The sequence below is a fragment of the Candidatus Palauibacter sp. genome, from assembly GCF_965222475.1.
Classification (GTDB): Bacteria; Gemmatimonadota; Gemmatimonadetes; order Palauibacterales; family Palauibacteraceae; genus Palauibacter.
In genome coordinates this window covers 1124728-1149889 of sequence record NZ_CBDCUB010000001.1, presented here as the reverse complement: position 1 = coordinate 1149889, position 25162 = coordinate 1124728, and the positions used below count along the sequence as shown (strand labels likewise).

Here is a 25162-nt window from a genome sequence, read left to right as displayed (position 1 = left end):
GAGGCGGCCCGCGATGACGGTCGCGAACGGGAGGCTCGGTCTGCTCGGGATCGCGATGCGGGCGGGCCGCGTGGCGCTCGGCACCCGCGCGGTGGATGGTGCGGCGCGGAGAGGGCGGCTCGCGTTGCTCGTGGTGGCGTCTGACGCCTCACGACATGCGCTGGGCCGTTTGCCGCCCGAAGCCCGCGCGGCGTCGCGGGTCACGGTCGCAAGCCGGGAGGCGCTCGGACGGGCGCTCGGAAGGAACGATGTCGCCGTAGCGGGCGTCACGGATGTGGCGCTGGCCGCGCGGATTATCGAAGCGGAGTGTGCTCCCGCGGGGGGCGATCACAGCTCCGGGTCGGCAGGAGACCCGGAAGGGCAGGTGCCTTGACAGAGAAACGTGTCTTCGAGGTCGCGGAGGAGTTGAGACTCGAGACGAGTCACCTCATCCAGATGCTTCGCGAAATGGATGTGCCCGTGCGGAGCCACATGTCCACCGTGGATCCGACGAACGTGGCGCGCCTTCACGCTCGGCTGGAGCGCGAACGCCGCGGCGAAGCCAGGGCGGGAACCGCCACCCGTGTGCGCCGCCGTCGGAGGCGTCGCCGCGCGACGCCCCCCTCGCTCACACCGTCGGACACCCCCGCGACCGAGGTCGCCCAGGCGGTGGAGCCGTCCGCCGACCCCGCGGCCGATCCGGCTCCTGCCCCGGACACGACGGAAGTGGCGGTGGTCGAGCCGCCGGTCGAGGCCGTCGTGGAGGTCCCGGCGGCCGTCGATTCCGTGGTCGAGACCCCGGCGGCCGTCGAACCCCCTGCCGTGGAGGAGATGCCGGAGCCGGAGCCCGAGGCGATCGTCGAGCCGGAGGAGGAGTCCGCGGACGCGGAGCCTACCGAGCCGGTCGAAGCGGAAATCGACCAGGCCGATGCCGCCCGGGACGCGCCGGAACCCGCTGCGGAAGGGCCGCCCGCACCGTCCCGCCGAGCGCGCCGACCCAAGCCGGTGCGACGCGACATGCCGGCGGACGCGCCGCCGGCCGCCGCCGTGTCGGGGCCGACCGCCTCGGCCGGCCCGGGAGGCAAGGTGAGAATCTCGGCCGCGGGCTACACGGTCGACGGACGTCGCAAGGCTCGGGGCGGGGAACGGAAGAAGCGCCGCCGGGTGGACCGGAACGCGGTTCAGCAGAACTTCAGAAAGACGCTCGCCGCGATGGGCCAGTCCCCGACGCGGAAGCGGCGCCGGGATACGCAGCAGCAGCAGCGCGAGGCCGAGAAGGAGCAGCGCGAACTCGAGCGGGAGGTGGAGAAGGCCACGGTACGGGTCAATGAATTCCTCACCGTGTCCGAACTCGCCGATCTCATCGAGGTCGCCCCGCAGGCGATCATCACATCGGCGTTCAAGAACCTCGGTCTGATGGTGACCATTAACCAGCGTCTCGACTTCGAGCAGATCGAGCTCATCTGCGAGGAAGCCGGCTACACCGCGATCCGCGAGGAGGCCTTCGAGGCGGACCTCGCCACCGTTGACGAGGGCGACGCCGAGGAGGAGGGCAAGCTCGCGCCGCGGCCCCCGATCGTGACCGTCATGGGTCATGTCGACCACGGAAAGACCTCGCTGCTGGACCGCATTCGCAGGACCAACGTGATCGCGGGCGAAGCGGGAGGGATCACGCAGCACATCGGCGCTTATCACGTGAAACTCCCCGGGGGACGCACGATCACGTTTCTCGACACGCCGGGTCACGAGGCCTTCACCGCCATGCGCGCGCGTGGCGCGGAGGTGACGGATGTCGTGATCCTGGTCGTCGCGGCCGACGACTCCGTGATGCCGCAGACGATCGAAGCGATCAGCCATGCCAGGAACGCGGGCGTACCGCTCGTTGTGGCGGTCAACAAGATCGATCTCCCGACATCCGACGTGAACAAGGTGAAGCGGGAACTGCTCGCGCATGAAGTCGTGCTCGAGGAGTTCGGCGGCGACGTCCTGAGCGCGGATGTGTCCGCGAAGACGGGTGCCGGACTCGAAGACCTGCTGGAGAAGGTTCTCCTCCAGGCCGAGTTGCTCGAGCTGGGGGCGAACCCGGATCGTGACGCCCGCAGCACCGTGGTCGAGGCCCAGCTCGACAAGGGCATGGGGGCCGTGGCGACGGTCCTGATCCAGAGTGGCACGCTGCGGGTCGGCGCGGACTTCGTGTGCGGGCTGCACGCCGGACGGGTCCGGGCGCTGCTCGACGAGCGTGGCCGGAAGGTGAACCGCGCGGGGCCCGGCATCCCGGTGCGGGTGCTCGGGCTCGAGGGCGTCCCGCAGGCCGGTGATTCCCTCGTCGTCCTTCCCGCGGCGCGCGTCCGCGAGATCGTGAGCCGACGACAGCAGCTCGAGCGTGAGAAGGACATTCGCCGCAAGGCTACGGGGACGCGTCTCGAGGACGTGTTCGAGGCGGTCAAGGCCGGCGAGCGCGCCCGGCTGAACATCGTCATCAAGGGCGACACCGACGGGTCCGTGCAGGCGCTCTCCGACAGCCTCGAGCGCCTCTCGACGGACGAAGTCTCGGTCGAGGTCATCCACCGGGCGGTCGGCGGCATCAACGAGTCCGACATCCTCCTCGCCTCGACCTCGCAGGCGATCATCGTCGGCTTCCACGTACGTCCCGACGCTGGCGCCGCGGCCACGGCCGAGCGCGAATCGATCGAGATCCGGATCTACAACGTGATCTACGAGGCGGTCGAGGAGATCCGCCTCGCCCTCGAGGGCCTGCTGGTGCCCGAACAGCGGGAGATCACGGTGGGGATGGCCGAGATCCGGGAACTCTTCCGCGTCCCCAAGGCGGGGACGATCGCCGGCTGCTACGTCCAGTCCGGCGAGATTCGGCGCAGCCTCCCCATCCGCCTGCTCCGCGACCAGATCCAGATCTACCAGGGGCGGGTCGAGAGTCTGAGGCGGTTCAAGGAGGACGTGCGCCAGGTCAGGGGCGGGTACGAGTGCGGCATCTCCATCGAGAACTACAACGATATCAAGACCGGCGATGTGATCGAGTGCTTCGAGGTCGTGGAAGTGGCCCGCACCCTCTCCGGAGCCCCGGCCGGCTGACGCCGCGCGAGGTGTCGTGGCCGTCATCGGGGTGGGTCGCTGGGTCTTTCACCTTCCGGGCTGCCGGTCGCTCAAGATGAAGCGTTCGGTCATCCGTGGCCTCCGCGAGCGGGCGATCGGGAAGTTCCGGGTCTCGGCCGCAGAGACCGGCCTGCAGGACCGCGCGTCGATGGCCGAGATCACGGTCTCCGTCGTCTCCGGCGATCGCCGCCAGGCCGAGTCCGTGCTGGGCGGCGTGGACCGCTTCCTGCGCTCGGACCCTCGGGCGCACGTCGTCGAGTCGGAGAGGGAGTTCCTTTGATCCGGCGGCGTGGGGCGGGGGCGGGGAAGTGAGCCACCGCCACCGGGGCGAGCGCCTGGGCGAGCTGTTCCGGCGGGAGTTTTCGCGGCTGCTCCTGGGTCCGCTGAAGGATCCCCGGCTGGATGGCGTGACGGTGACGGACGTGCGAGCGACGAGGGACCTTTCCTTCGCCACCGTCTATGTGCGGTCCGATGGTGATGTGGCGGAGGGTATCGAGGGCCTGGAGCACGCGATCGGCTTCATTCGCCGCGAACTCGGGCGGTCACTCCGGCTCCGGAAGATTCCCGAATTCCGCTTCCTGCCGGACGAGACGCCGGAACACGCCAGCCGAATCGAAGCGCTCCTCCGCCGGGTGCGCGAGAGCGACGGGCCGAGTGAGGCCTGACGCGGGTCTGCTCCTGGTGGACAAGCCGGCCGGCGCCACCTCGCACGACATCATGCTTCGGCTGCGGCGCGCGCTCGGCGTCCGCCGGGTCGGCCACACCGGGACGCTCGATCCCTTTGCCACCGGGCTGCTCCTGGCGCTGGTGGGAGCGTTCACGCGGCTCGCGGACTTCTTTCACGCCCTCCCGAAGTCTTACGAGGCCACGCTGGAACTCGGACGGGAGACCGACACGGACGACCTCACGGGGGTGACCGTTTCGGAGAGCCCCGCCTGGCGGGACTGCGACGGAGAGCGGGTCCGAGCCGCCTTCGCCGCCCGTGTGGGGAAGGGACGTCAGGTGCCGTCCGTGTATTCGGCGCGGCACGTCGGCGGCGAGCGTGCCTACGATCTGGCCCGTCGCGGAGACCGGCCGGCTCTGGAGGCCCGCGAAGTGGTCTTCCACGAACTCACGGTCACGGAGGTCGACTTGCCGCGCGTCCGCTTCCGCGCCCGCGTGTCTACCGGTACCTACGTACGCGCGCTGGCCCGCGACATAGGGCGGGACCTCGGCGCCGGCGCGCACCTGACCGCGTTGTGCCGCACCGGGATCGGTCCCTTCCCGCTGGCGGAAGCGGTAGGCCCCGAGGAAGCCGCGAATGCGGTGACGGCCGCGCTTCCCGCCTGGCGCCCCGGTCCCGGAGCCCTGCCCTGGGTCGTCCAACGCCGGCTGAGCGGCCGGGAAGAGGCCGGGGTGCGCAACGGACGGCCTGTGGAACGGGGCGATCTGCTCCCTCCGCTGTGGCCGGACCTCACGTCCGCGGAGCCCGAGGCGGGCCCGGTGGCCCTCGTCGCCGGCGACACTCTCGTGGCCGTCGCGGAAGCGCGCGACGATCGGCTCTTCCCCAGGAAGGTGTTCCCGGCGTGAGCGGCGTGGGCGGGCTTCCGGCGCACGTGAACACCACCGTCGTCACCGTCGGGACCTTCGATGGCGTCCACCTCGGCCACCAGGCGATCCTCCGACAGGTGCGAAGGCGTGCGCGGGCGCGCGCGAGCTCGTCCGTGCTCCTTACGTTCGATCCGCATCCGCTGCGGGTCGTCCGCCCCGACGCGGCCCCGCAACTGCTCACGCTGCCGAACGAGAAGAAGGAGATCCTCGCCCAGTTCGACCTCGATTACGTCGCGTTCGTCACCTTCACGACCGAGTTCTCCCGGTATTCGCCGGAAAGGTTCGTGGAAGAGATTCTCGTGCGGCGGCTCCGCGCGTCGGCACTCGTCATCGGATACGACCACGGGTTCGGGCGCGGACGCGCCGGCGACGTGAACGTGCTCGAGCGGCTCGGGGCCGTGCACGGATTCGATGTTGCCGTCGTGGGCGGAGTGCGGGTAGGCAGCGGGGCCGTCTCTTCCACCCGCATCCGGTGCGCGGTGGGTGAGGGCGACATGGAGGCCGCGGCCGCGGGACTGGGCCGTCCCTACTCGCTGCGCGGGACCGTGATCCACGGACTGGGACGCGGCCGGACGCTCGGCTTCCCGACCGCCAACCTCGCTCCCCCCCCGCCCGACAAGCTGCTCCCCGCCGAGGGGATCTATGCGGTGCGCGCGAGTGTAGGCACCGAACTGAGGGAGGGGCTGCTGCACCTGGGCCCGCGGCCGACCTTCGCGGGTTTGCCCCCCACGATCGAACTGTTCCTGATCGACTTCGAGCGGGACATCTACGGCGAGCGGGTCGTCGTGGAGTTCCTCCACAGGCTGCGCGAGGTGCGACCGTTCGCGACGCAGGCCGGACTGATCGAGCAGATGCGACGAGATCTGGAGGCCGGGCGCGAGTTCTTCGCGAGAAAATGAGCGCCATGTACGACGGTGATGGCCGGTGAGACTTCATGACATGCTTCTGGCGACCCTGGCGGGCACGAGCGCGGCCGGAGTCTTCGGTTTTCCCGCGGCCGCTTCCGCCCAGGAACTGGTCTCCATTTCGACGGATCCCCCGGATTGTGCCGTCGGGTTGCGCGAGGTGCTTTCCCTCGGCGAACTCGAAGACGCCGGGACGATCGGAGTTCGTCCGGAGATCACACGCACCCGGGACGGAGAATTCATCGTCGCGAGCCCGGAGAACCGGGGGCAACTGCTGGTCTACGATGCGGAGGGCCGGTTCCGCCGGACGTTCGGTCGGGCCGGCGACGGCCCCGGAGAATTTCGGGCACCGGGCCGCATTCGCCCGGGCCTCGACGGGACCCTGCTGATTCTGGACCTGGGCAATCGCCGCATCACGCACGTGTCGCCCGGGGGCGAGGCTCTGGAGGCCGTGGACGTACGCACGCTTCAGGCCCTGGACTTCGTCACGATCGATGCCGGCGCGCGCTTCGTGGTGTCCGGCTTCGGAGTCGGCGCGGCCGGTCTGAGCGTGTCGACGGAGGTGGTCGACGGCGACGGAGCGACGCTCGCCGCTCTCGGGGCGGTGCCTGCCGAGCCGTGGATCGTGAACTTCTTCCGCGCCCCGGTGGCCCTCGACGATCGCGGCAGGGCATGGTCGGCGCAGCCGGGAGCGTACGCGTTCGAGGCGTGGGAGACGGACGGAGGCGGCGATCCGGTCGTTCGGCTGGCCGGCGAGGCCGATTGGTTCGATCCCGGCCCGCCTCAGCCGGGCGCGCCGATCACCGCGCCGACGCCGTCGGTCGTGATGAGCCTTCGCTTCGCCGAGGGCTTGATGTGGATCGCGACGTGGGTCGCGGACGCGAACTGGCGGGACAACGCCGACGTGACTCCCGCCGAGCTCCAGCTCAACCGCGTGCTGGACACCATGCTCGAGGTCATCGACCCGGCGAACGGAGAACTCGTCGCACGGATGCGACACGAGGAAGCTCTGCGGATCACGGGTGACGAAAGATTCGTCTTCGGTGTCCGGGAGGACGATGTGGTTCCACGCGCGGTGCTCTACACCCCGTCCCTCGATGGGCCCGGTTGCCGTTCGCCGGAAGCCCCCGGGATGTGAGCGAGACTCGGCAGGAAGCGGTCAGGCCGGTCTTCGCGGCGGAGGGGTTCGTCAAGCGTCTCGGAGACGCGGAAGTGCTCAGGGCGGCCGCCGTACGGGCCTGGCCGGGGCGCGTGACCGTGCTGCTGGGGCGCAACGGGTCGGGCAAAAGCACGCTGGTGCGTTGTGGCTTGGGGCTCCTGGCCGCGGACAACGGGAGCGTGATCTGGTGGGGCGACGCGACGCTCCGGCCCCGCCTCGCCCGCATGGCGCGCGAAGGCCTCTTCTTCCTGCCCGACCGCGGCCTCGCGGTGCCGCGGCCGCGCGAGGAGACGCACCTCGAGACGTTGCGGGCGGCGTTTCCGCGGTCCGAACCGCCGGCGAATCAGGATCCGCTCGATGTGGCTCCCTTCGCGGGCGCCAGGATCTGGCAACTCTCGGGTGGAGAGCGCCGACGTGTGGAGCTCACCTTGGCCCTCCTTCGTGATCCGGTCTGCCTGATCGCCGACGAGCCTCTCGCGGGACTGTCGCCCGCCCATCAGATCCGGACGGCCCGAGCCATCCGCGATGCGGCACGGCGGGGCGCGGCGGTGCTGGCCACGGGACACGAGGTCGAGTTGCTGCTGGCCGTGGCCGCTGAAGTCGTGTGGATCGTCGCCGGCGGGACGCGCGTCCTGGGGTCTCCGGAGCAGGCCTGGGCGCATCCCGAGTTCGCCGGCCAATACCTCGGCCGTCGCCGACCTCGAGACTCCCCTCTCTGAGCGCCGCAGCCTCCGCTCCGGCCCCGGTTGCGGCGAGCCTCGCCCGCCCCGTGCCGGTCGGCGTTCCGCAGCGCGGGGCGGCGTGGCTTCGGCGCGCCGTACGGGTCCGGCTGCCGGTCGCGGCGTCGGCGGCCGTGATCTGGGCCACGCTCCGGGCCGTGCTCGCGGCGTTTCGCGGCGCGGTCCCGTTGCCGGAAGAGGGCGGCGCGACCGGATCGGTGCTCGTGAGCAACGTGTCGCTGCCCCTCGTCGCGGTCTGCGTCTTCCTGGCGTGGATCAACCAGCGCCGCCGGGGCGGGGCCTCCTGGCTCGCCAACCTGGGGATCGGACCGCGAGGGGCGTTTCTCCTCTGGGCGGGCACGTGCCTGAGTCTGGAGATCGTGGCGGTCGTGACTTCGGGGTGGCTTCGGTGAACAGGGCCATGCGGGCGTAGCGCCGCGTAAGCGTGTACCTTTACAGCGACGAGCGCCGATTCTACACTTACGGATTGTATCTGAAACGGACCGGATGGGCGGCCGGGTAAATTCTCCCGGCTCCTCCGCGCGCATGAGGGGCAGGGACCGAGGGATATCGAACGACGTGGACAAGACGAAGAAGCAGGGGATCATAGAGAAGTTCTCGCGGCGCGAGAACGATCAGGGGTCGGCGCCGGTGCAGGTCGCGCTGCTCACGGCTCGTATCGAGGAGTTGACCGGGCACTTCCGGGACCACCCCAAGGATCATCACAGCCGCCGGGGGCTCTTGAAGATGGTCGGCCGTCGCCGCCGGCTGCTTAACTACCTTCGCACGACCGATCTCGACCGCTACCGGTCGGTCATCGAGGAGCTCGGACTACGTCGTTGAGGCGCCGTGCGGCCCCCAAGCTCTCCGCCGTCCGCCGCCAATGGCACGCTTCCTCGGGCCACCCGCCGTTTTTCCCTCGTCTCGGGCCGCCGGAGCCGAGTCTCGCCCGCCCGCGCCAGTTGCGCTGACGCAAAGAAGCTGATGCAAGGACACGAAGACACGCCATGAGCCCCCGCGACCGTCGCGGGCCGGCGCGGCGCCCGGAAAGCCCGTGGCGCCATCGAAGACAAGAGAAGAGAAGAAGAGAATGACGCACAGAATCGAAACCGAGTTCCATGGTCGGCCCCTCATCCTGGAAACGGGCCGCATGGCCCGTCAGGCGGACGGCGCCGTCTACGTTCAATACGGAGAGACCGCGCTGCTGGTCACCGCCACCGCAGACCGCAAGCCCACGCACCTCCCGTTCTTCCCGCTCACGGTCGAATACCGGGAGAAGACCTATGCCGCTGGAAAGTTCCCCGGCGGCTTCATCAAGCGGGAGACACGCCCCGGCGACAAGGAGACGGTGTCGGCGCGGCAGATCGACCGCCCGCTGCGTCCGCTGTTCCCCGGCGACTATCAGAACGATACCCAAGTCGTCTGTTTCGTGATCTCCGCCGACCAGGAGAACGATGCCGATGTGATCGGTCTGCTGGGGGCCTCGACCGCGCTTCTCCTCTCCCCGATCCCCTGGAACGGACCCATCGCCGGCGTCCGCGTAGCCAGGATGGACGGCCAGTGGCTCGTCAACCCGACGTTCGACGACCTCGAGATGTGCGACCTCGAGATCGTGGTCGCCGGATCCGAGAGTTCGATCGTGATGGTCGAAGGCGCCTGTCTCGAGGCGACGGAAGATGAGTTTCTGGAAGCGATGCGCGTCGGACGGGAAGCCATCGTCGAGCTGATTGGCCTCCAGCGTGAGCTGGTGGCGATGGCCGGGGCGCAGGAGACGTTCGAGTACGAGCCCGTGGGGCCGGATGCGGACGTTGTCGCGAAAGTCACGGCGGAGGCCGCCGGCCCGGTGGGCGACGCCCTGCGGATCGCCGAGAAGGATGAACGCGGGCGGGCGCTCTCCACCTTGCGCGCGGAGGTCACCGAGCGCCTCGACGCCGAGCACCCCGATTGCGGGAAGGATGTCGGCGCGGCCCTGCGGAAGCTCGAGAAGGAGATCATGCGCCGGCGCATCCTCGATGACGGGGAGCGGATCGATGGCCGGGGCGTGAACGACATCCGCGACATCACCTGCGACGTCGGCCTCCTGCCGCGAACGCACGGCTCGGCCCTGTTCACGCGGGGGCAGACCCAGGCGCTTGCCGTGGCGACCCTCGGGTCGGTGAGAGACGAGCAGCGCATCGACTCGGTCGATGTCCGCGAGGAGACCTCGAAGTCGTTCATGCTCCACTACAACTTTCCCGGCTTCGCGACGGGCGAGGTGCGGATGTTCCGGGGGACGAGCCGACGCGAGACGGGTCACGGGCTCCTGGCCGAGCGTGCGCTCCAGGCGCTGCTCCCGGCGTACGAGGACTTCCCGTACACGATCCGGATCGTGTCCGACATTCTGGAGTCGAACGGATCGAGTTCGATGGCCTCGGTCTGCGGCGGCTCGCTGTCCCTCATGGACGCGGGCGTTCCGATGCGAGCCCCGTGCGCGGGGATCGCCATGGGGCTCATCAAGGAGGGTGACCAAGTCGAGATCCTGACCGACATCCTCGGTGTGGAAGACGCCCTCGGCGACATGGACTTCAAGATCGCCGGGACCGAGCGAGGCATCACCGCCGTCCAGATGGACATCAAGGCCGGCGGGCTGTCCGTCGATACGATGCGGGAGGCGCTGGCCCGCGCCCGGGACGCGCGACTGCAGATCCTGGCGAGGATGAACGAGACGCTGCCTTCGCCGCGCGAGGAGATGTCGCCGCACGCGCCGCGGATCGTGACCGTCCAGATCAACCCCCAGAAGATCGGCGAGGTCATCGGGCCGAAGGGGAAGACGATCCGGATGATCCAGGAGGAGACGGGAACGGATGTGAACGTCGAGGATACCGGGGTGGTGACGATCGCGGCCCCCACGGGCGAGGGCGCCGAGCGCGCGCGCGAGATGGTCGAGGCCATCGTGCAGGAGCCCGAGGTCGGACGCATCTACCGCGGCGTGGTCAAGAACACGACGGACTTCGGAGCGTTCGTGGAGATCATCCCCGGCGTCGAGGGGCTGTGCCACATCTCCGAACTCGAGGAAGGGCGTACCGCGAAGACGGAAGACGTCGTGAAACCCGGAGACGAAGTGCGGGTGAAGCTCCTGGCCGTGGACGATCGCGGACGCCTCAAGCTCTCCCGCCGCGCGGCCCTCGAGTCCGCGGGCAAGGGCTGAGCAGGGCCAGGGCCCACGCGGGCTCGCGACCGCGCGGGCCCGCCGGGAGCGCGCAGCCGGTCGCGGCGGCCGGCGGAGACCCCCACCCGGGCCGTGCGGGATCGGAGCGCCTGGACCGGGCGGTCCACCGGACCCGTCTGCCGAACGGGATGACCGTGCTGAGCGAGCGTCTGGATTCGGTTCGCTCGGTGGCTCTCGGTCTCTGGGTGCGGCAGGGGCGCGTGCACGAGGATCCGGCCGAGAGCGGCGTGTCGCACCTGCTCGAGCACATGGTATTCAAGGGGACGCGCCGCCGCTCCGCGCGGGATCTCGCCTGGGAGCTGGAACGCCTCGGGGGTGCGCTCGACGCGTACACGACGCACGAGTCCACGGCCTTCCAGGCCAGGGTGCCGGCCGGCGAACTGGATGTCGCGCTCGACGTGCTCTGCGACCTCGCCTTCCGGCCCCTTCTCGACGAGCGCGATCTCGAGGTGGAACGGGAGGTCGTGCTCGAGGAGATCGCGGCCGCCGCGGAGGTCCCCGAGGATGTCGCGTTCGAGGAACACGCCCGCCTCCTGTATGGAGGACACCCGTATGGCGAGCCGATCCTCGGGACCCGGGCGTCGGTACGGTCGCTCCCGGCGACCGCGCTCGCGGCGGCGCACGGGCGCGCGTACCGCCCGGACAACGTGGTCGTCGTGGCGGCGGGAGCGGTCGAGCACGAGGCTCTGGTGGCCGGGCTAGCGCGGTGGCTCCCCGACCGGGCGCCTGGATCGGCCCCCGAGGATCCCCCCGCGCCGGTCGGCGGGACCGGCTTCCGGCGTCTCCGGAGCCCGGGTGGCGGGCAGACGCACATCGTGATGGGCGGACTCTCGATCCCGTACCGCCACCCGCTGCGCTACGCGATCTACGTCACGTCGACCGCGCTCGGCGGGGGGATGAGTTCACGGCTGTTCCAGCACATCCGCGAAGAGCGCGGGCTCGCGTACTCCGTATACAGCTTCCACGCCTTCTTCTCGCGGGCGGGGCACGTGGGCGCCTACGTCGGCACCCGGCCCGAGACGGCGGACGAAGCGCGGGAGGCGTTGATCGGGGAACTGGCTCGTCTCGCGCGGGAGGGGCTGACGGAAGCCGAGCTGGACGACACCCGGAGCCAACTCAAGGGCCAGTTCCTGATTTCACTCGAATCTCCCGTCGCGCGAATGAGCCGACTGGCAGGCATCGCCCTGTACGGGCACCGCTATCGTACACTCGATGAGGTGGCCTTCCGGCTCGACGCGGTCGACCGGGACCAATGTCTCGAAGCCGCCGCCTACTTCGCCCCCGACCGGCTCGCCACGCTCGAATTGGCGCCTGAGCCCGCCCTCGCGGGATCCGCACCGGTCGGAAGGTGATCCTTCACCCGGAGCGAACGAAATGATCGTCGGTGTGCCGAAGGAGATCAAGACGGACGAGAACCGGGTGGCGCTCGTCCCCGCAGGGGCCCAGTCGCTCGTCCTGTCCGGCCACACGGTCTGCGTCGAGAGCGACGCGGGTCTTGGCAGTGGCTTCCCGGATGACCTCTACAGGGCCGCCGGCGCCCAGATGCTCGACTCGGCGTCGGAGGTGTGGGCACGGGCGGAGCTGATCGTCAAGGTCAAGGATCCCATCGAGGCCGAGTACGACCTCATGCGGCGGGAACAGGTCATCTTCACCTACTTCCACTTCGCGGCCGACGAGCGGCTCACGCAGCGCACGATCGAGAGCGGCTGCATCGCGATCGCCTACGAGACGGTGCAGCTTCCGACGGGCGAACTGCCTCTCCTCACGCCGATGTCGGAGGTGGCGGGGCGCATGGCCGTTCAGGAGGCGGCCAAGTACCTGGAGCGGACCTCGGGCGGATACGGGATCCTGCTCGGCGGGGTGCCCGGCGTGCTCCCGGCCGAGGTCGTCATCCTGGGGGGCGGGGTCGTCGGATCCAACGCGGCCACGATCGCGGCCGGCTTCGGCGCCCACGTGACGGTCCTCGATGTGAGCCTGCCGCGGCTCCGCTACCTGGCGGATGTGATGCCGCCGAACGTCGATACCCTGTACTCGAACCGGCATTCGATCCTCGAGCAGATCGAGCGCGCCGATGTCCTGATCGGAGCCGTCCTCGTCCCCGGCGGGAAGGCGCCGAAACTCGTCCGGCACGACGACCTGCGGCACATGAAGGACGGCTCCGTGATCGTCGACGTGGCGGTGGATCAGGGAGGCTGCGTGGAGTCGGCCCGGCCGACGACGCACAACGACCCGACGTATACGGTCCACGGTGTGATCCACTACTGCGTGGCCAACATGCCGGGGGCCGTACCCCGCACGTCCACCCTGGCGCTCACGAACGCGACTTTTCCGTACCTCGCCAGGCTTGCGGACCAGGGCTGGGAGGCGGCCTGTCTGGCCGACCGCGGTCTCGCCCTCGGCGTGAACGTCGCCCGGGGAAGGGTCACCTATCGGGCGGTCGCCGACGCCTTCCACCTGGAGCACACGTCCCTGGAAGGGTTGCGGGGCTGATCTCCGACACGGCGCCCGGAAGGGCCCCAAAACCGACTTTCCCGCACCCGAAAGCACCCATACATTACTGCGTCCCGCGCCCTCGGCAGGGTGCTCCCGATGAGACCAGCCGCCTCGGAGGCCCGCCTCCCGTGTCCCGCAGTCGCGCAGCCTCGGAGTTCCTCCGAGGTCCGAACTCCTAGATGAGAAGGTGGTGGCTGCGGAACAGCTTCCTCCCGGTCAGCAAGATCGGAGTGGACCTCGGCACGGCGAACACCCTCGTCCACGTGGAAGGCGAAGGGATCGTGCTCAACGAACCCTCCGTTGTCGCCGTTCGGAAGGACAGCGGACGGATCGAGGGAATAGGCCTCGCTGCCAAGCGCATGCTCGGCCGGACCCCGAGCGCGATCGAAGCGGTCAGACCCCTGAAGGATGGCGTGATCGCCGACGTGGACATCACCGAGATGATGATTCGCTACTTCCTCAAGGAGGTACTGACGTCGAGGTTCTTCAAGATCCGGCCGATCGTGGTGGTGGGTGTGCCCTCGGGGATCACGGAACTCGAGCGTCGGGCCGTCCGATCGAGCGCGCACGCGGCCGGTGCCAAGGAAGTCTACATGGTCGCCGAGCCGATGGCGGCGGCGGTCGGCGTCGGACTGCCCGTCGAGACGCCGACGGGCAACATGATCATCGACGTGGGGGGCGGAACAAGCGAGATCGCCGTGATCGCGCTTTCCGGTTCGGTCGCCGACACATCGATTCGCGTCGGGGGCGACGAACTCGACTCGACGATCGTATCGTTTCTGCGCAAGAACTATAATCTCCTCATCGGGGAGCCCACGGCGGAGGCCGTCAAGATCCAGATCGGATCGGCCTATCCCACGGGCGAAGACCGGGAGATGCTGGTGAAGGGCCGGGATCTCGTGTCCGGGATCCCGAAGACCGTCCGGGTCCATTCGGCCGAGATCCGCGAGTGCCTCCAGGAGCCGATCCAGCAGATCGTGGCCGCGGTCCGAAGCGCGCTCGAAATCACCCCGCCGGAACTCGCATCCGATATCGTGGACCGGGGCGTCGTGATGACCGGAGGAGGAGCTCTGGTCCGCGGCCTGGACACGCTCCTGGCGGAAGAGACAGGGCTCCCGATCCACGTCGATGAGGAGCCTCTCACCTGCGTGGTCCGGGGGTGCGGCAAGATCCTCGATCAGTTCGGGCGATACCGTGGAGTGCTTACCAGCTAGCCGTGCCCCGAGGGCCGGAACCGGGAGACGGGGCTCCCGGCGACCGTGAGCTATCCGGGCGCCCGTCCTCCGCGCCGCCGGCCGCTCGAACTGGTCGCCCTCGTCGTCGTGCTCGGCATGAGCGGAATCGCCGCGAGCCTTTCCCGGGAACAGCAGGGCCAGATCGAGTCCGCCGTCCGGGGGACGGTGCTCTATCCGTTCCTCCGGCTCCATCGCGTCGTTTCGGAGCGCGGGCAGATCGAGCAGCGCAACCGGGTGCTCGTCGCGGAGCGGGATTCGCTGACGGAACTTCTCATGCGATATCGCGCGCGGCCCGCGTCCGCCGGCGAGGCGCCGCCGGACAGCGGGCTCGCGGCGCGGCGGATCGGATCCACGCTGCCCGCCGTCGTCTATCCGGGTCGACCTCAGATAGGGAATCCCGACGTCTTCTTCCTGTCGGGCCCTGATCCCTCGGAGCTGGACTTGCCCGTCGGCGTGTTCACCGGACTCGGTCTCGTGGGCGTCGCGAGAGCACCGCAAGGGCGCGGGGTCAGCGGAGATTTCTGGAGCCACGCCGACTTTCGCGTCAGCGTGATGACGGAAGACGGGGCCGTGTCGGGATTCGTGAGGCCGATGCGCCTCGAGGGCGGACAGCCGTTGTTGCTGCTCGAGGGTGCGCCCTTCCAGGCCGAAATCCCCTCGGGAACGCTGCTCCTGACGACCGGGATCGGCGCCGTCTACCCGCGCGGCGTTCCGGTGGGGCACGTCCGGGAGCCGTCGGAACCCGAGGCGGGGTGGATGAAGCGCTACGTGGTCGAGCCGGCGGTGTGGCCGCAGGAAGTCAGTGACGTCTTCGTCTGGGAGCGTCCCGATCTCCCCGGGGAAGAAGAGCCCGAGGTCGTACGGGATCAGACGGACACGGTGCCGGCCCGTCGATGAGTGCTCGGAGAGAGTGGTTCGCCGTCCTTCTGTTGCTGCTGCTGCACTTCGCCCTCCACCCGCTGTGGAGCCGCTGGCCGATCGGGCCCGATCTGCTCGCGGGCGGACTCCTGCTGGGTTCATTTCTCTTGCGTTGGGGTCGAGCCGCCGTGTTCGGGTGTCTGTTGGGCCTGCTCGAGGCGTCGATCTCCCTCGGCCCCCTGGGCCTGACCATGTTTCTCTTTTCCATCTTCGCGTGCATCGGTGGCTGGCTGCGCCGCATCGTATATTCTGACTCGGACACCTTCGTGGTAGCTTCCATGTTCCTTGGGACGTGGGCCCTGCGGGCCTCGGTGGCGCTGCTGGTCCAGGAGGACGCCTCGATGGGCGCGCTTCTCGTGAACGCGCCGGCGTCGGCCGCGTTGACCACGGTCGTGTGCTGGCTGGTCGATCGCTTCGTATCGGCGGGAGCCTGACGCTTCGTCACGGCCGGTCGGGGAGGGGTTGAGATGAGGGGTGGTAACGGAGATCCGCAGCTCCGGAGACGGCGCGGGCGCGGGGCGGCCGGCGCGCTGTTCGCTCTCCTGCTGTTGCTGGCGTGGGGCTTTCTTCGCCTGCAGTTCTTCAGCGGGGATCGATACACGCTCCAATCGAGCGAGAATCGCCTCCGGAGCGTCACGGTTCCGGCGCCGCGCGGGACGATTTACGACCGCTACGGGCGCGCCATCGCGGACAACGTACCGGGCTACGACCTTTCGCTCCTTCCGGGCCCGCGCGAGGCGATTGCCGCCGGTCTCGACCGCCTCGCCGACCAATTGGAGCTTTCTCCCGAGTGGCGCGCGGAGTTGCTGGAGCGGAATCGCGCCCGGCCCTACGAATCGCTGGTCGTGCGCGAGAACGCGAGCTTCGACCAGGTGGCCTTCATCGAGGAGCGCCGCCCGGAGTTCCGCCGCGTGACCGTGGCACAGCGTCCCCACCGGCGGTATCCGGCGGGCTCCGCCGTCGCGCACCTCATCGGGTATGTGGGAGAGATCAACGAAGAGGAGTTGGCGCGGCCCGACTACGTCGAGTACGCCGCCGGTGAGACGGTGGGGAAGGCGGGTCTCGAGGCGCAGTACGAGAGCCGACTCGCCGGACGAAACGGGGTCCGGTACGTGGAGGTGAATGCGCTCGGCACGATCGTTCGGGACCTCGGCGTCGCGCAGGGGCTGAACTCACAACCCGGCGACGATCTCCACCTGGGCATCGACCTCGACCTGCAGCTGCTCGCGGACTCGATCTTCCCGGCGGGTATGCGTGGGGGCGTGGTCGCCATCGACCCCGCCACGGGGGAGGTCGTCGTCCTCTACAGTCACCCCACGTTCGACCCCAACGCCTTCATCGGAGGCATCCCGCTCGATCTCTGGGATTCATTGCGCGAGCACCAAGACAAGCCGCTCCTGAACCGGGTCACCCTGGCCCAGTATCCGCCCGGATCGACCTGGAAGCTCGTCATGTCCGCCATCGGGATGAAGACGGGGGACCTCACGATCGACACCTACCACACGCACCCGTGCGCGGGCGGGCTCGCCTACCAGGGCCGCGTCTTCCGCTGTTGGCTGTCGCGCGGACACGGGCGGCTCGATCTGGCGGAGGCGATTCAGCGCTCCTGCAACGTCTGGTTCTACCAGGCGGGACAACGGATCGGGCTCGACAGGCTCCTTGAGGAGGCGGCGGTGCTGGGCTTCGACCGCCCATCGGGCATCGATCTCCCGTTCGAGATCAGCGGCAGGTTCCCGGACTCCAGAGAGTGGTACGACCAGCGGTACGGACCGAGCGGCTGGTTCGAGTCCGCGATCATGAGCCTCTCGATCGGACAGGGAGAAAACGCGCAGAGTCTGCTCACGATGGCGCAGTTCTACGCCGCCCTTGCGACGGGGGCATCGCCGATCCAGCCGCACCTCGCGCGCGACGAGTTGCTCGCGGAACGACGTGTGGACTGGACGCTCGATCTGTCGGAGACCCAGCGGCAGCAGCTCGTCGACGCGCTCGTTCGCGTCGTCAACCAGCCCGGCGGCACCGCGTACGGCAGCCGCCTCTCGCGCTGGACGCTGGCCGGAAAGACAGGGACCGCGCAGAATCCGCACGGCGAACCCCATTCCTGGTTCGTGGGTTTCGCGCCCGCGTATGATCCGCGGATCGTGATTGCGGCCATCGTCGAGCACGGGCATCCCGACAACCAGCCCTCCCTCGCCGTGCCTCTGGCATCCCGAATCGTCGACCGCCATCTGGAGACCCTCGGCCTGCCGCCCGAAGCCACGCCCGGTGTCCGTCTCTCTGCGGTGGCCTCGGTCGAGACTGGCGGGTGACCGTGTCGCGCCGCATCCCCGGGATCGGAGATCCCACGCTCCTGGCCCTGATCGTCCTTCTGACCGGGCTGGGGATCGCCATGATCTACTCGGCCGGGCAGGTGGACATCCGGTCGCTGGCCACCGGCATCTGGCTCCGCCAGCTCACATGGTTCGCCGTGGCGATCGTCGCCCTCGCGGTGACCTCCCGCTTCTCGATCCGCTTCCTGGAATGGCTCACGCCGTGGTTCTACGCGGCGTCGATCCTGCTTCTGCTCCTCGTGCTCGTCATCGGGACCGGCCCGAGCGGGAGCTGGCTGGAACTGGGCCCCGCACGTGTTCAGCCGGCGGAAGTGTCCAAGCTGGCGACGATCCTGATGCTGGCCCGGGTTCTGGGAGGTGACCGCGGCGGATACGACCGGCTGGTGTTGCTCTGGAAACCCGTCCTGCTCGTCGTCGTTCCCCTCGGTCTCGTGTTGCGGCAGCCGGACCTGGGGAGCGCCCTCGTGTTCGCGGTCATCCTCATCGCCGCACTCTTCTGGGCCGGCGTCCCGCTGTTCAGGATCTTCCTGCTCGTGACGCCGGGTGTCGGTCTGCTGCTCGGCTTCAACTGGATCGTGTGGGGCGGGTGGTTTCTGATCGTCGCGACGTGTCTATACATCGACCGTCCCTACCTGCCGGACTCCATGGGCGTACTCCTCGCGAACGTCGCGGCCGGCGCGCTCACCCTCCCGGTCTGGAACTCGCTCGCCGACTACCAGCGGAACCGGCTTCTGGTCTTCCTCGATCCGGAGGTCGATCCTCTCGGTTCGGGTTGGCAGCTGGTCCAGTCAAAGGTCGCCATCGGGTCGGGAGGTCTGCTCGGTGCGGGGTTCGCGCAGGGCCCACAGAAACGCCTCGCCTTCCTCCCGGAGCAACACACGGACTTCATCTTTTCCGTCGTCGCGGAGGAACTCGGTTTCGTCGGAGTGGCGGTATTTCTGGTGCTCTTCGCGCTGCTCCTGTACAGGGTGCTGCAGACGGCGGTCGATACGGAAGACGATTTCGGAGGCTCCGTGGCCTTCTGCGTTTTCGCCGTACTCTTCGCGCACCTGGCCGTCAACCTCGGGATGACCATTGGAATGCTGCCCATCACGGGGCTGCCCTTGCCGCTCGTCAGCTACGGCGGGAGCTTCCTCGTCGTTCTGTACGCAGGGTTCGGGATGGTGCAGCGGGTGGCCTGGGAGAAGTAGCTTGTTCGCCGCCCATCACCCGGCGGCCCGGGCCGCCGTAACCGACACGCCGGAGGCAGGGTGTCCTGGTTCAGCAAACCGAAGCAGAAACTCGTCTCCCAGAAGCGGGAGCTTCCGGGCGACATGTGGGATCGATGTGCCGGCTGCGGTGAGATCCTGTACAGCGGCCGACTCGAGGAGAGTTTCCACGTCTGCCCGAACTGCGGTCATCACTTTCGTATCACCGCGGAATCCTACGAGGCGCTGCTCCTCGACGGAGGCGGGCTCGAAGTCCTCTACGACCAGACGCTTCGCTCTGCGGATCCGCTCGGGTTCGTAGACTCGAAGCGCTATGTGGACCGCGTCCAGCAGGCCGAGAAGCGCGGAGGGGACCAGGACGCGATACGCACTGGGCGCGGCCGCATCGCGGGGAGGGATGTGCATCTCGGGACCATGGACTTCCGGTTCATCGGAGGCTCGATGGGATCCGTGGTGGGCGAGAAGATCCGGCGCCTCGCCGACCGGTCGCTCGCGGCCCGGACGCCTCTCGTGATCATCTCGGCCTCCGGCGGGGCGCGGATGCAGGAAGGCATCCTGTCCCTGATGCAGATGGGCAAGACCGCCGCCGCCCTCGAACAGCTCTCGGATGCGGCCATCCCCTATCTCAGCGTCCTCACGAACCCGACCACGGGCGGCGTCACCGCCTCATACGCCATGCTGGGCGACGTGATTCTCGCGGAACCCGGCGCGTTGATCGGCTTCGCCGGGCCGCGAGTCATCAAGGAGACGATCCGGCAGGACCTGCCGGAAGGATTCCAGACCGCGGAATTCCTCGAGGAACACGGGATGATCGACCGCATCGTCCCACGGGCCCGGCTGCGGGGGGCGGTCTCGACCCTTCTGGACCACATGTGCTGAGCGGAGGCGAGGGGGCGCTCGCGGCCCTCCTCGACCCCCGTCCCATGGCCGCAGTGCTCCCGGGTCTGGACAGAATCGAAGCCCTCCTGGAACAGCTCGGCTGTCCGGAGCGGACGTTCGAGGCCTTCCACATCGCGGGAACGAACGGAAAGGGTTCGACCGCGAGCTATGCCGCGGGAATCCTCGAAGCGGGCGGACTGCGCACGGGTCTGTACACCTCCCCTCACCTCGCCGACGTGCGCGAACGCTTTCTCGTGGACGGGGCGTGGGTCGAGGAGTCGCTGATCGAGACGGCCGCGGCCCTGATTCTCGCCTGCGAGGCGAGCGGCGCGTGTACCTACTTCGAGGTCACGACCGCGCTCGCCTTCATCTGTTTCGCGGAGAGCGGGGTGGACGTCGCGGTCGTGGAGACGGGCCTCGGCGGGCGCCTGGACGCCACGAACGTACTCCGCCCCATCGGGGCCGCCATCACGCCGGTGGGGCTCGACCACATGGAGCTTCTGGGCCCGTCGCTGTCCGCGATCGCGGCGGAGAAGGCCGGGATCTTCAAGCGGGATGTCTCCGTCAGCCTCGGGCGGATGCCCCGCGAAGCGCTCGACACGCTCGAGCGGATCGCGCGCACGACGGGGTCGCCCGTCGCTCGCCTCGGCAGGGAAGCGGAGGTGTCGGATGTGCGCGTCGGTCCCGCGGGGACCCGGTTTCGCTACGCCTCCCGCGACCGGCCGAAGGGCCTCTCGCTCGCCACCCGGCTTCCGGGCCGCCACCAGGCCGACAACGCGGCGCTCGCCCTGCTGATGCTGGACCGGTCGGGTTACCGCTACGGTGAAGCACGCGTGAGGCAAGGTGTCGCGGCTGCGCGCCTGCCCGGCCGCTTCGAGACGTGGCGGGAGGGGCCCGGCGGGGCGACATTGGTGTTCGATATCGCGCACAACCCGGCGGCTGCGGAAGTCCTCTGTCAGACCGCTGCCGGCATGGCCCTCGCGCGGCCGCGGATCGCGGTCGTCGGGATGCTGGCCGACAAGGACTGGAGGGCCGTGCTCTCCCGTCTCGCGCTTGACATGGACGTTATGATCCTCGCCCGGCCGGCCGCCGCCGGGGGACGGCAGTGGGACCCGCACGAGGCGCGGGCGTGGCTGTCCCGGGAGCCTGACGTGTCTGTCGAGGTATGCGTTGACGTGGCGGAGGCCGTCGTCCGCGGGTGTGCGCTCGCGGGTTCGGGGACCCTGCTGGTGACGGGGTCCGCCTACACGGTGGGTGAAGCCAGGGCGCTGCCGGAACTGGCCGGGGCGCGAATGGGAGAATAGAGAGCGAAAAATGCTTTACGATCCGAGATTGGTACAGCCGATGAGGGACGAACTGACGCGCCTCGGCGTGCGTGAGTTACGGACCTCCGGCGACGTGGATGAAGTGCTCGACGCCGAGGGGGACACCCTGGTCGTCGTGAACTCCGTGTGCGGCTGCGCGGCCCGCAACGCCCGCCCGGCCGTGGCGCTGGCCATGCGCCACGAAGTGCAGCCCGACCGGGTGGTGACGGTCTTCGCGGGACAGGACGCCGAAGCGACGGCCCGAGCGCGGCATTACTTCGCCGGCGTGCGACCGTCGTCGCCGTCGATCGCGCTTCTCTCCGGCGGGGAATTGCAGTTCATGCTCGAGCGGCACCAGATCGAGGGACGCGAGGCGTACCAGATCGCCGCCGACATCACGAAGGCGTACGACGAATTCTGCGCAACGTCCTAGCAGTCCCGGGGTCGTGAGTTCGGGGGAAATCCGGGGCCTTCCCGGCTTCAGGGACTTCTTCCCCGAGGAGTTTGCCCTTCGCCGGCACATCTTCTCCGCCTGGCGTCGGGTCGGCGCGCGCTACGGGTTCACGGAATACGACGGGCCGCCCCTCGAACCGCTCGAACTCTATACGCGCAAGTCGGGCGAGGAGATCGTCGGGCAGCTGTACGCATTCGAGGACAAGGGTGGACGCGACGTCGCCCTGCGGCCGGAGATGACGCCGACTTTCGCGCGCATGATGGCGGCGCGCGCCGCGGGGCTCCCCAAGCCGGTGCGCTGGTTCTCGATCCCTCAGCTGTTCCGCTACGAGCGGCCCCAGCGGGGACGGCTGCGCGAGCACTTCCAGCTCAACATGGACATCGTCGGCGAGACGGATCCCCTCGCCGATGCCGAGATCATCGCGGCTGGCATCGACGCGCTGCGGGAACTCGGGCTCGGGGCGGCCGATATCGTCGTCCGCGTCTCGGACCGGCGGCTCGTGGCGGCGCTCCTCGACGCCCTCGGCATCCCCGTCCGCGAGCACCTCGCGGTGTTCGCCGCCATCGACCGCCTGGAAAGGGAAGGGGAAGACCCCATCCGGGGCCGGTTGGCCGCGGCCGGCGTGGGCGGAAAGCGGGCGGACCGGCTGTTCGAGGCGCTGAGGCTCCCGCTCGCGGAGCTGATGGCGGCGCACGGCGGAGAGAGGCCGCTGGAGGAGGCGGCCGCGGGGCTGCAGACCGTGTTTTCGTACCTCGACGCGACGGGCTTCGCCGACTTCGTGCGCTTCGACGCCCGCCTCGTGCGCGGGCTGGCCTACTATACCGGGACCGTGTTCGAAATCTGGGACCGTCGCGACGAACTGAGGGCCATCTGCGGCGGCGGTCGCTATGATGACCTCCTGCGCGCGCTGGGGGGTGTGAACCTTCCGGCCCTTGGCTTCGGGATGGGGGACGTGGTGCTGGCGGAGTTGCTCCGGGCCCGGGGCCTGGTGCCCTCGGAGCTGCGCCGCGTGGACGACTACATCATCTGCGTGTCCGAGGACGAGCGCCCCACGGCTCTCTGCCTGGCGCGGGCGCTCCGGGACCAGGGGCGCCACGTCCTGTACGACCTGCGCGCACGCGGGGTCGGACGCCAGTTCAAGGCCGCAAACCAGGCGGGGGCGGCGCGGACGATCGTGCTCGGCCCGGAAGAAGTGGGACGCGGGGTCGTCTCGCTCCGCGACATGGCGTCCGGCGCCGAGCGCGAAATCGCGATCGAAGCCCTGACGCGCGCGGCCGCGGCCGAGGTGGAGCGGGCGTCCCCCGAGAGCAGCGAGTGAAGCAGCGAGTGAAGGCCGAGGAGGTTTGGTGAGTCGCGTACTCATCCTCGATTTCGGGTCCCAGTTCACCCAACTCATCGCGCGCCGCATCCGGGAGGAGGGGGTGTACTGCGAGGTTCACCCGCCGACGCGGAGCTCCGGGTGGGTCCGGGCGTACGAGCCGGCCGCCATCATCCTCTCCGGGGGGCCGGCGAGCGTGTACGAACGGGGGGTCCCCAGGGCGAGCCCCGAGATCCTGACCATGGGGGTTCCGATCCTCGGGATCTGCTACGGGATGCAGCTCGTCGCGGACCTCGCCGGGGGAGAGGTTCACGGTGCGGACCGCCGCGAGTACGGACGGGCGGAGCTGCGGGTCCGGTCGACGGACGGACTCTTCGAGGGTTTCTCGGAGGGTGAAACCACGCAGGTGTGGATGAGCCACGGCGATTCCCTCCGGTCGCCGCCCCCCGGTTTCGACGTGCTGGGGACCACGGAGAACTCCATCGCGGCGATCTGGTCCGAGGAACGCCGGATCTGGGGTGTCCAGTTCCATCCGGAGGTCGCCCACACCGCGCGCGGCGGAGAGATGCTCCGGAACTTCCTGTTCGGGGTCGCCCGCTGCGACACGAGCTGGAATGCGGCCAACATCATCGACCACCAGGTGTCCGCGATCCGGGACGACGTGGGGGACGCGCAGGTCATCTGCGGCCTTTCCGGCGGGGTGGACAGCTCCGTGGCCGCGGCCCTCGTGCGGCAGGCGGTCGGAGACCAGCTGACTTGCATCTTCGTCGACACCGGCCTGCTGCGGAAGGACGAGCGCGGCTCGGTGGAGGCCGTGTTCGGAGAACACATGGGGATGCGGCTCGAGGTCGTCGACGCGGCGGATCTCTTCCTGGAGCGGCTCGCCGGAGTGGCGGAGCCGGAAGAGAAACGGGTCATCATCGGCCACACCTTCATCGACGTGTTCGAGGAGGCGGCCGGCCGGTGGGGGGACGCCCGCTTCCTGGTGCAGGGGACGCTCTATCCCGACGTGATCGAGTCCGTGTCCGTGTGGGGACCGTCGGTCAAGATCAAGTCGCACCACAATGTGGGGGGGCTGCGGCCCGACCATCCGTTCCAACTCGTCGAGCCGCTGCGCGAGCTGTTCAAGGACGAGGTGCGCCAGGTGGGCCGCGAACTGGGCCTGTCGGAGGAGATCGTCGGTCGCCACCCGTTCCCCGGCCCCGGCCTCGCGATCCGCATCCTGGGCGACGTCACGCGGGAGAAGCTCGACACGCTGCGGGAGGTGGACGCGATCTACCTCGAGGGCATCCGGGAGGGTGGGCTCTACGACGAGATCTGGCAGGCCTTCGCCGTCCTGCTCCCCGTGCAGTCCGTCGGCGTGATGGGCGATGCGCGCACCTACGAGAACGTCGTCGCGCTCCGGGCCGTGACCTCTCTCGACGGGATGACGGCCGACTGGTTCCAGTTCCCGCACGACGTGCTGGGCCGGATCTCGAACCGCATCATCAACGAGGTGAAGGGGGTGAACCGGGTGACCTACGACGTCTCCTCGAAGCCGCCCGCGACCATCGAATGGGAGTAGCGTCCGTGGCGACATCTCGTGCCCGAAGCGGGGCAACCTGCCGGGAAATCGCGGCCTGGCTGGACGATCTCCTGCGCGTGACGGAGGTCGACGACTACCCCTTCGCGCTCAACGGACTGCAGGTCGACGGACGGCGGGAAGTGGCCCGCATCGGGGCGGCAACGGACGCCTGCCGGGCGACGATCGACCTCGCGGTCGAGGGCGGGTGCGACCTCCTCCTCGTGCACCACGGACTCTTCTGGGGCGGCCTGCGCCCCTTCGTCGGCCCTCTCTACGAGCGCTTTCGCCGGCTCGTGGAGAGCGGGATGGGCCTGTATTCGGCGCACCTCCCGCTCGATCTGCACCCTCGCATCGGAAACAACGCCCTCCTCGCGGCCGAGTTCGCCCTCGAGGGGGTCGAGCGTTTCGGGTCGTTCAGGGGAAACGAGGGGATCGGCGTCATCGGGACCGTGGATGCGTCGCGTGCGGAACTCGCGGCTCGCGCGGAGGCCGTGTGCGGCCAGTCTCCGGTCGTCATCGCCGGGGGACCGGAGCGCGCAGCGCGCCTGGCGATCCTTTCAGGGAGCGGCGGCTCCATGATCGAGGCCGCCGCCGCGGCCGCCGCGGACACCTTCCTCACCGGCGAGGGGAGCCACCACACGTATCACGAGGCGCTCGAACTCGGTATCAACGTGATCTACGCCGGCCACTACGCCACCGAGACCCTGGGCGTCCGGGCCCTCGCCCGCCGCGCGGCGGACCACTTCGAAGCCGAGCACCTCTTCTTCGACGTACCCACGGGCCTCTGATCC

General features: G+C 69.3%; 24 protein-coding genes. All 24 read left to right on the top strand.

Annotation, left to right across the window (positions count from 1 at the left end):
• Nucleotides 1–13 precede the first annotated feature (13 nt).
• The 24 genes from ACOQPP_RS05155 (at nt 14) to ACOQPP_RS05040 (ending at nt 25159) form a co-directional block, all read left to right on the top strand.
• Complete coding sequence (locus tag ACOQPP_RS05155; RefSeq protein ID WP_419166311.1) at nt 14–373, top strand: L7Ae/L30e/S12e/Gadd45 family ribosomal protein; 360 nt, start codon at nt 14–16, stop codon at nt 371–373.
• Complete coding sequence (gene infB, locus ACOQPP_RS05150) at nt 370–3069, top strand: translation initiation factor IF-2 (protein ID WP_420635940.1); 2700 nt, start codon at nt 370–372, stop codon at nt 3067–3069. The genes ACOQPP_RS05155 and infB overlap by 4 nt, the downstream gene beginning before the upstream one ends.
• Before the next feature lie 16 nt (nt 3070–3085).
• The gene (locus ACOQPP_RS05145; protein WP_419166313.1) at nt 3086–3370 is read left to right on the top strand and encodes a DUF503 domain-containing protein; all 285 of its coding nucleotides are present in this window, start codon (nt 3086–3088) and stop codon (nt 3368–3370) included.
• 28 nt (nt 3371–3398) lie between these two features.
• Nucleotides 3399–3755, top strand: a complete 357-nt coding sequence (gene rbfA / locus ACOQPP_RS05140; RefSeq protein ID WP_419166314.1) for a 30S ribosome-binding factor RbfA — start codon at nt 3399–3401, stop codon at nt 3753–3755.
• Complete coding sequence (truB, locus tag ACOQPP_RS05135) at nt 3745–4659, top strand: tRNA pseudouridine(55) synthase TruB (protein ID WP_419166315.1); 915 nt, start codon at nt 3745–3747, stop codon at nt 4657–4659. Before rbfA ends, truB begins: the two co-directional genes overlap by 11 nt.
• Nucleotides 4656–5579: a bifunctional riboflavin kinase/FAD synthetase gene (locus tag ACOQPP_RS05130; protein WP_419166316.1), complete on the top strand. Its 924-nt coding sequence runs from the start codon at nt 4656–4658 to the stop codon at nt 5577–5579. The genes truB and ACOQPP_RS05130 overlap by 4 nt, the downstream gene beginning before the upstream one ends.
• Before the next feature lie 40 nt (nt 5580–5619).
• Nucleotides 5620–6723, top strand: coding sequence for a hypothetical protein (locus tag ACOQPP_RS05125; RefSeq protein ID WP_420635939.1), 1104 nt, complete (start codon nt 5620–5622; stop codon nt 6721–6723).
• A complete protein-coding gene (locus ACOQPP_RS05120) occupies nt 6720–7463 on the top strand; it encodes an ATP-binding cassette domain-containing protein (protein WP_419166318.1) in 744 nt (247 codons plus the stop codon). Before ACOQPP_RS05125 ends, ACOQPP_RS05120 begins: the two co-directional genes overlap by 4 nt.
• A 50-nt stretch (nt 7464–7513) precedes the next feature.
• Complete coding sequence (locus ACOQPP_RS05115) at nt 7514–7876, top strand: hypothetical protein (protein WP_419166319.1); 363 nt, start codon at nt 7514–7516, stop codon at nt 7874–7876.
• 166 nt (nt 7877–8042) lie between these two features.
• Entirely contained in the window at nt 8043–8306 is a 264-nt protein-coding gene (gene rpsO, locus ACOQPP_RS05110; RefSeq protein ID WP_420635938.1) for a 30S ribosomal protein S15, read from the top strand.
• 247 nt (nt 8307–8553) lie between these two features.
• The gene (locus ACOQPP_RS05105; RefSeq protein ID WP_419166321.1) at nt 8554–10650 is read left to right on the top strand and encodes a polyribonucleotide nucleotidyltransferase; all 2097 of its coding nucleotides are present in this window, start codon (nt 8554–8556) and stop codon (nt 10648–10650) included.
• Between the two features lie 155 nt (nt 10651–10805).
• Nucleotides 10806–12023, top strand: a complete 1218-nt coding sequence (locus tag ACOQPP_RS05100; RefSeq protein ID WP_420635937.1) for a M16 family metallopeptidase — start codon at nt 10806–10808, stop codon at nt 12021–12023.
• A 22-nt stretch (nt 12024–12045) separates the two neighbouring features.
• Nucleotides 12046–13161, top strand: a complete 1116-nt coding sequence (gene ald, locus ACOQPP_RS05095) for an alanine dehydrogenase (protein ID WP_419166323.1) — start codon at nt 12046–12048, stop codon at nt 13159–13161.
• A 182-nt stretch (nt 13162–13343) separates the two neighbouring features.
• Nucleotides 13344–14378 carry a rod shape-determining protein gene (locus ACOQPP_RS05090; protein ID WP_419166324.1) on the top strand — a complete coding sequence of 345 codons (1035 nt, stop codon included), beginning with the start codon at nt 13344–13346 and terminating at the stop codon, nt 14376–14378.
• 45 nt (nt 14379–14423) lie between these two features.
• Entirely contained in the window at nt 14424–15296 is an 873-nt protein-coding gene (locus ACOQPP_RS05085) for a rod shape-determining protein MreC (protein WP_419166325.1), read from the top strand.
• On the top strand, nt 15293–15751 hold the full coding sequence (locus tag ACOQPP_RS05080) for a hypothetical protein (protein ID WP_419166326.1): 459 nt from the start codon (nt 15293–15295) through the stop codon (nt 15749–15751). Before ACOQPP_RS05085 ends, ACOQPP_RS05080 begins: the two co-directional genes overlap by 4 nt.
• A gap of 33 nt (nt 15752–15784) precedes the next feature.
• Nucleotides 15785–17623 (top strand): penicillin-binding protein 2, encoded by a 1839-nt coding sequence (gene mrdA, locus ACOQPP_RS05075; RefSeq protein WP_420635936.1) that lies wholly within the window; start codon nt 15785–15787, stop codon nt 17621–17623.
• Nucleotides 17620–18834: a rod shape-determining protein RodA gene (rodA, locus tag ACOQPP_RS05070; RefSeq protein WP_419166328.1), complete on the top strand. Its 1215-nt coding sequence runs from the start codon at nt 17620–17622 to the stop codon at nt 18832–18834. Before mrdA ends, rodA begins: the two co-directional genes overlap by 4 nt.
• A gap of 60 nt (nt 18835–18894) precedes the next feature.
• Nucleotides 18895–19731 (top strand): acetyl-CoA carboxylase, carboxyltransferase subunit beta, encoded by an 837-nt coding sequence (gene accD, locus ACOQPP_RS05065; RefSeq protein ID WP_419166329.1) that lies wholly within the window; start codon nt 18895–18897, stop codon nt 19729–19731.
• On the top strand, nt 19725–21035 hold the full coding sequence (locus ACOQPP_RS05060) for a bifunctional folylpolyglutamate synthase/dihydrofolate synthase (RefSeq protein WP_419166330.1): 1311 nt from the start codon (nt 19725–19727) through the stop codon (nt 21033–21035). Before accD ends, ACOQPP_RS05060 begins: the two co-directional genes overlap by 7 nt.
• 10 nt (nt 21036–21045) lie before the next feature.
• The gene (locus ACOQPP_RS05055) at nt 21046–21468 is read left to right on the top strand and encodes a BrxA/BrxB family bacilliredoxin (RefSeq protein WP_419166331.1); all 423 of its coding nucleotides are present in this window, start codon (nt 21046–21048) and stop codon (nt 21466–21468) included.
• 13 nt (nt 21469–21481) lie between these two features.
• Nucleotides 21482–22807: a histidine--tRNA ligase gene (gene hisS, locus ACOQPP_RS05050; RefSeq protein ID WP_420635935.1), complete on the top strand. Its 1326-nt coding sequence runs from the start codon at nt 21482–21484 to the stop codon at nt 22805–22807.
• A gap of 25 nt (nt 22808–22832) precedes the next feature.
• Complete coding sequence (guaA, locus tag ACOQPP_RS05045) at nt 22833–24371, top strand: glutamine-hydrolyzing GMP synthase (RefSeq protein WP_419166333.1); 1539 nt, start codon at nt 22833–22835, stop codon at nt 24369–24371.
• Nucleotides 24372–24376: 5 nt separating this feature from the next.
• Entirely contained in the window at nt 24377–25159 is a 783-nt protein-coding gene (locus tag ACOQPP_RS05040) for a Nif3-like dinuclear metal center hexameric protein (RefSeq protein WP_419166334.1), read from the top strand.
• The last annotated feature ends 3 nt before the right edge of the window (nt 25160–25162 follow it).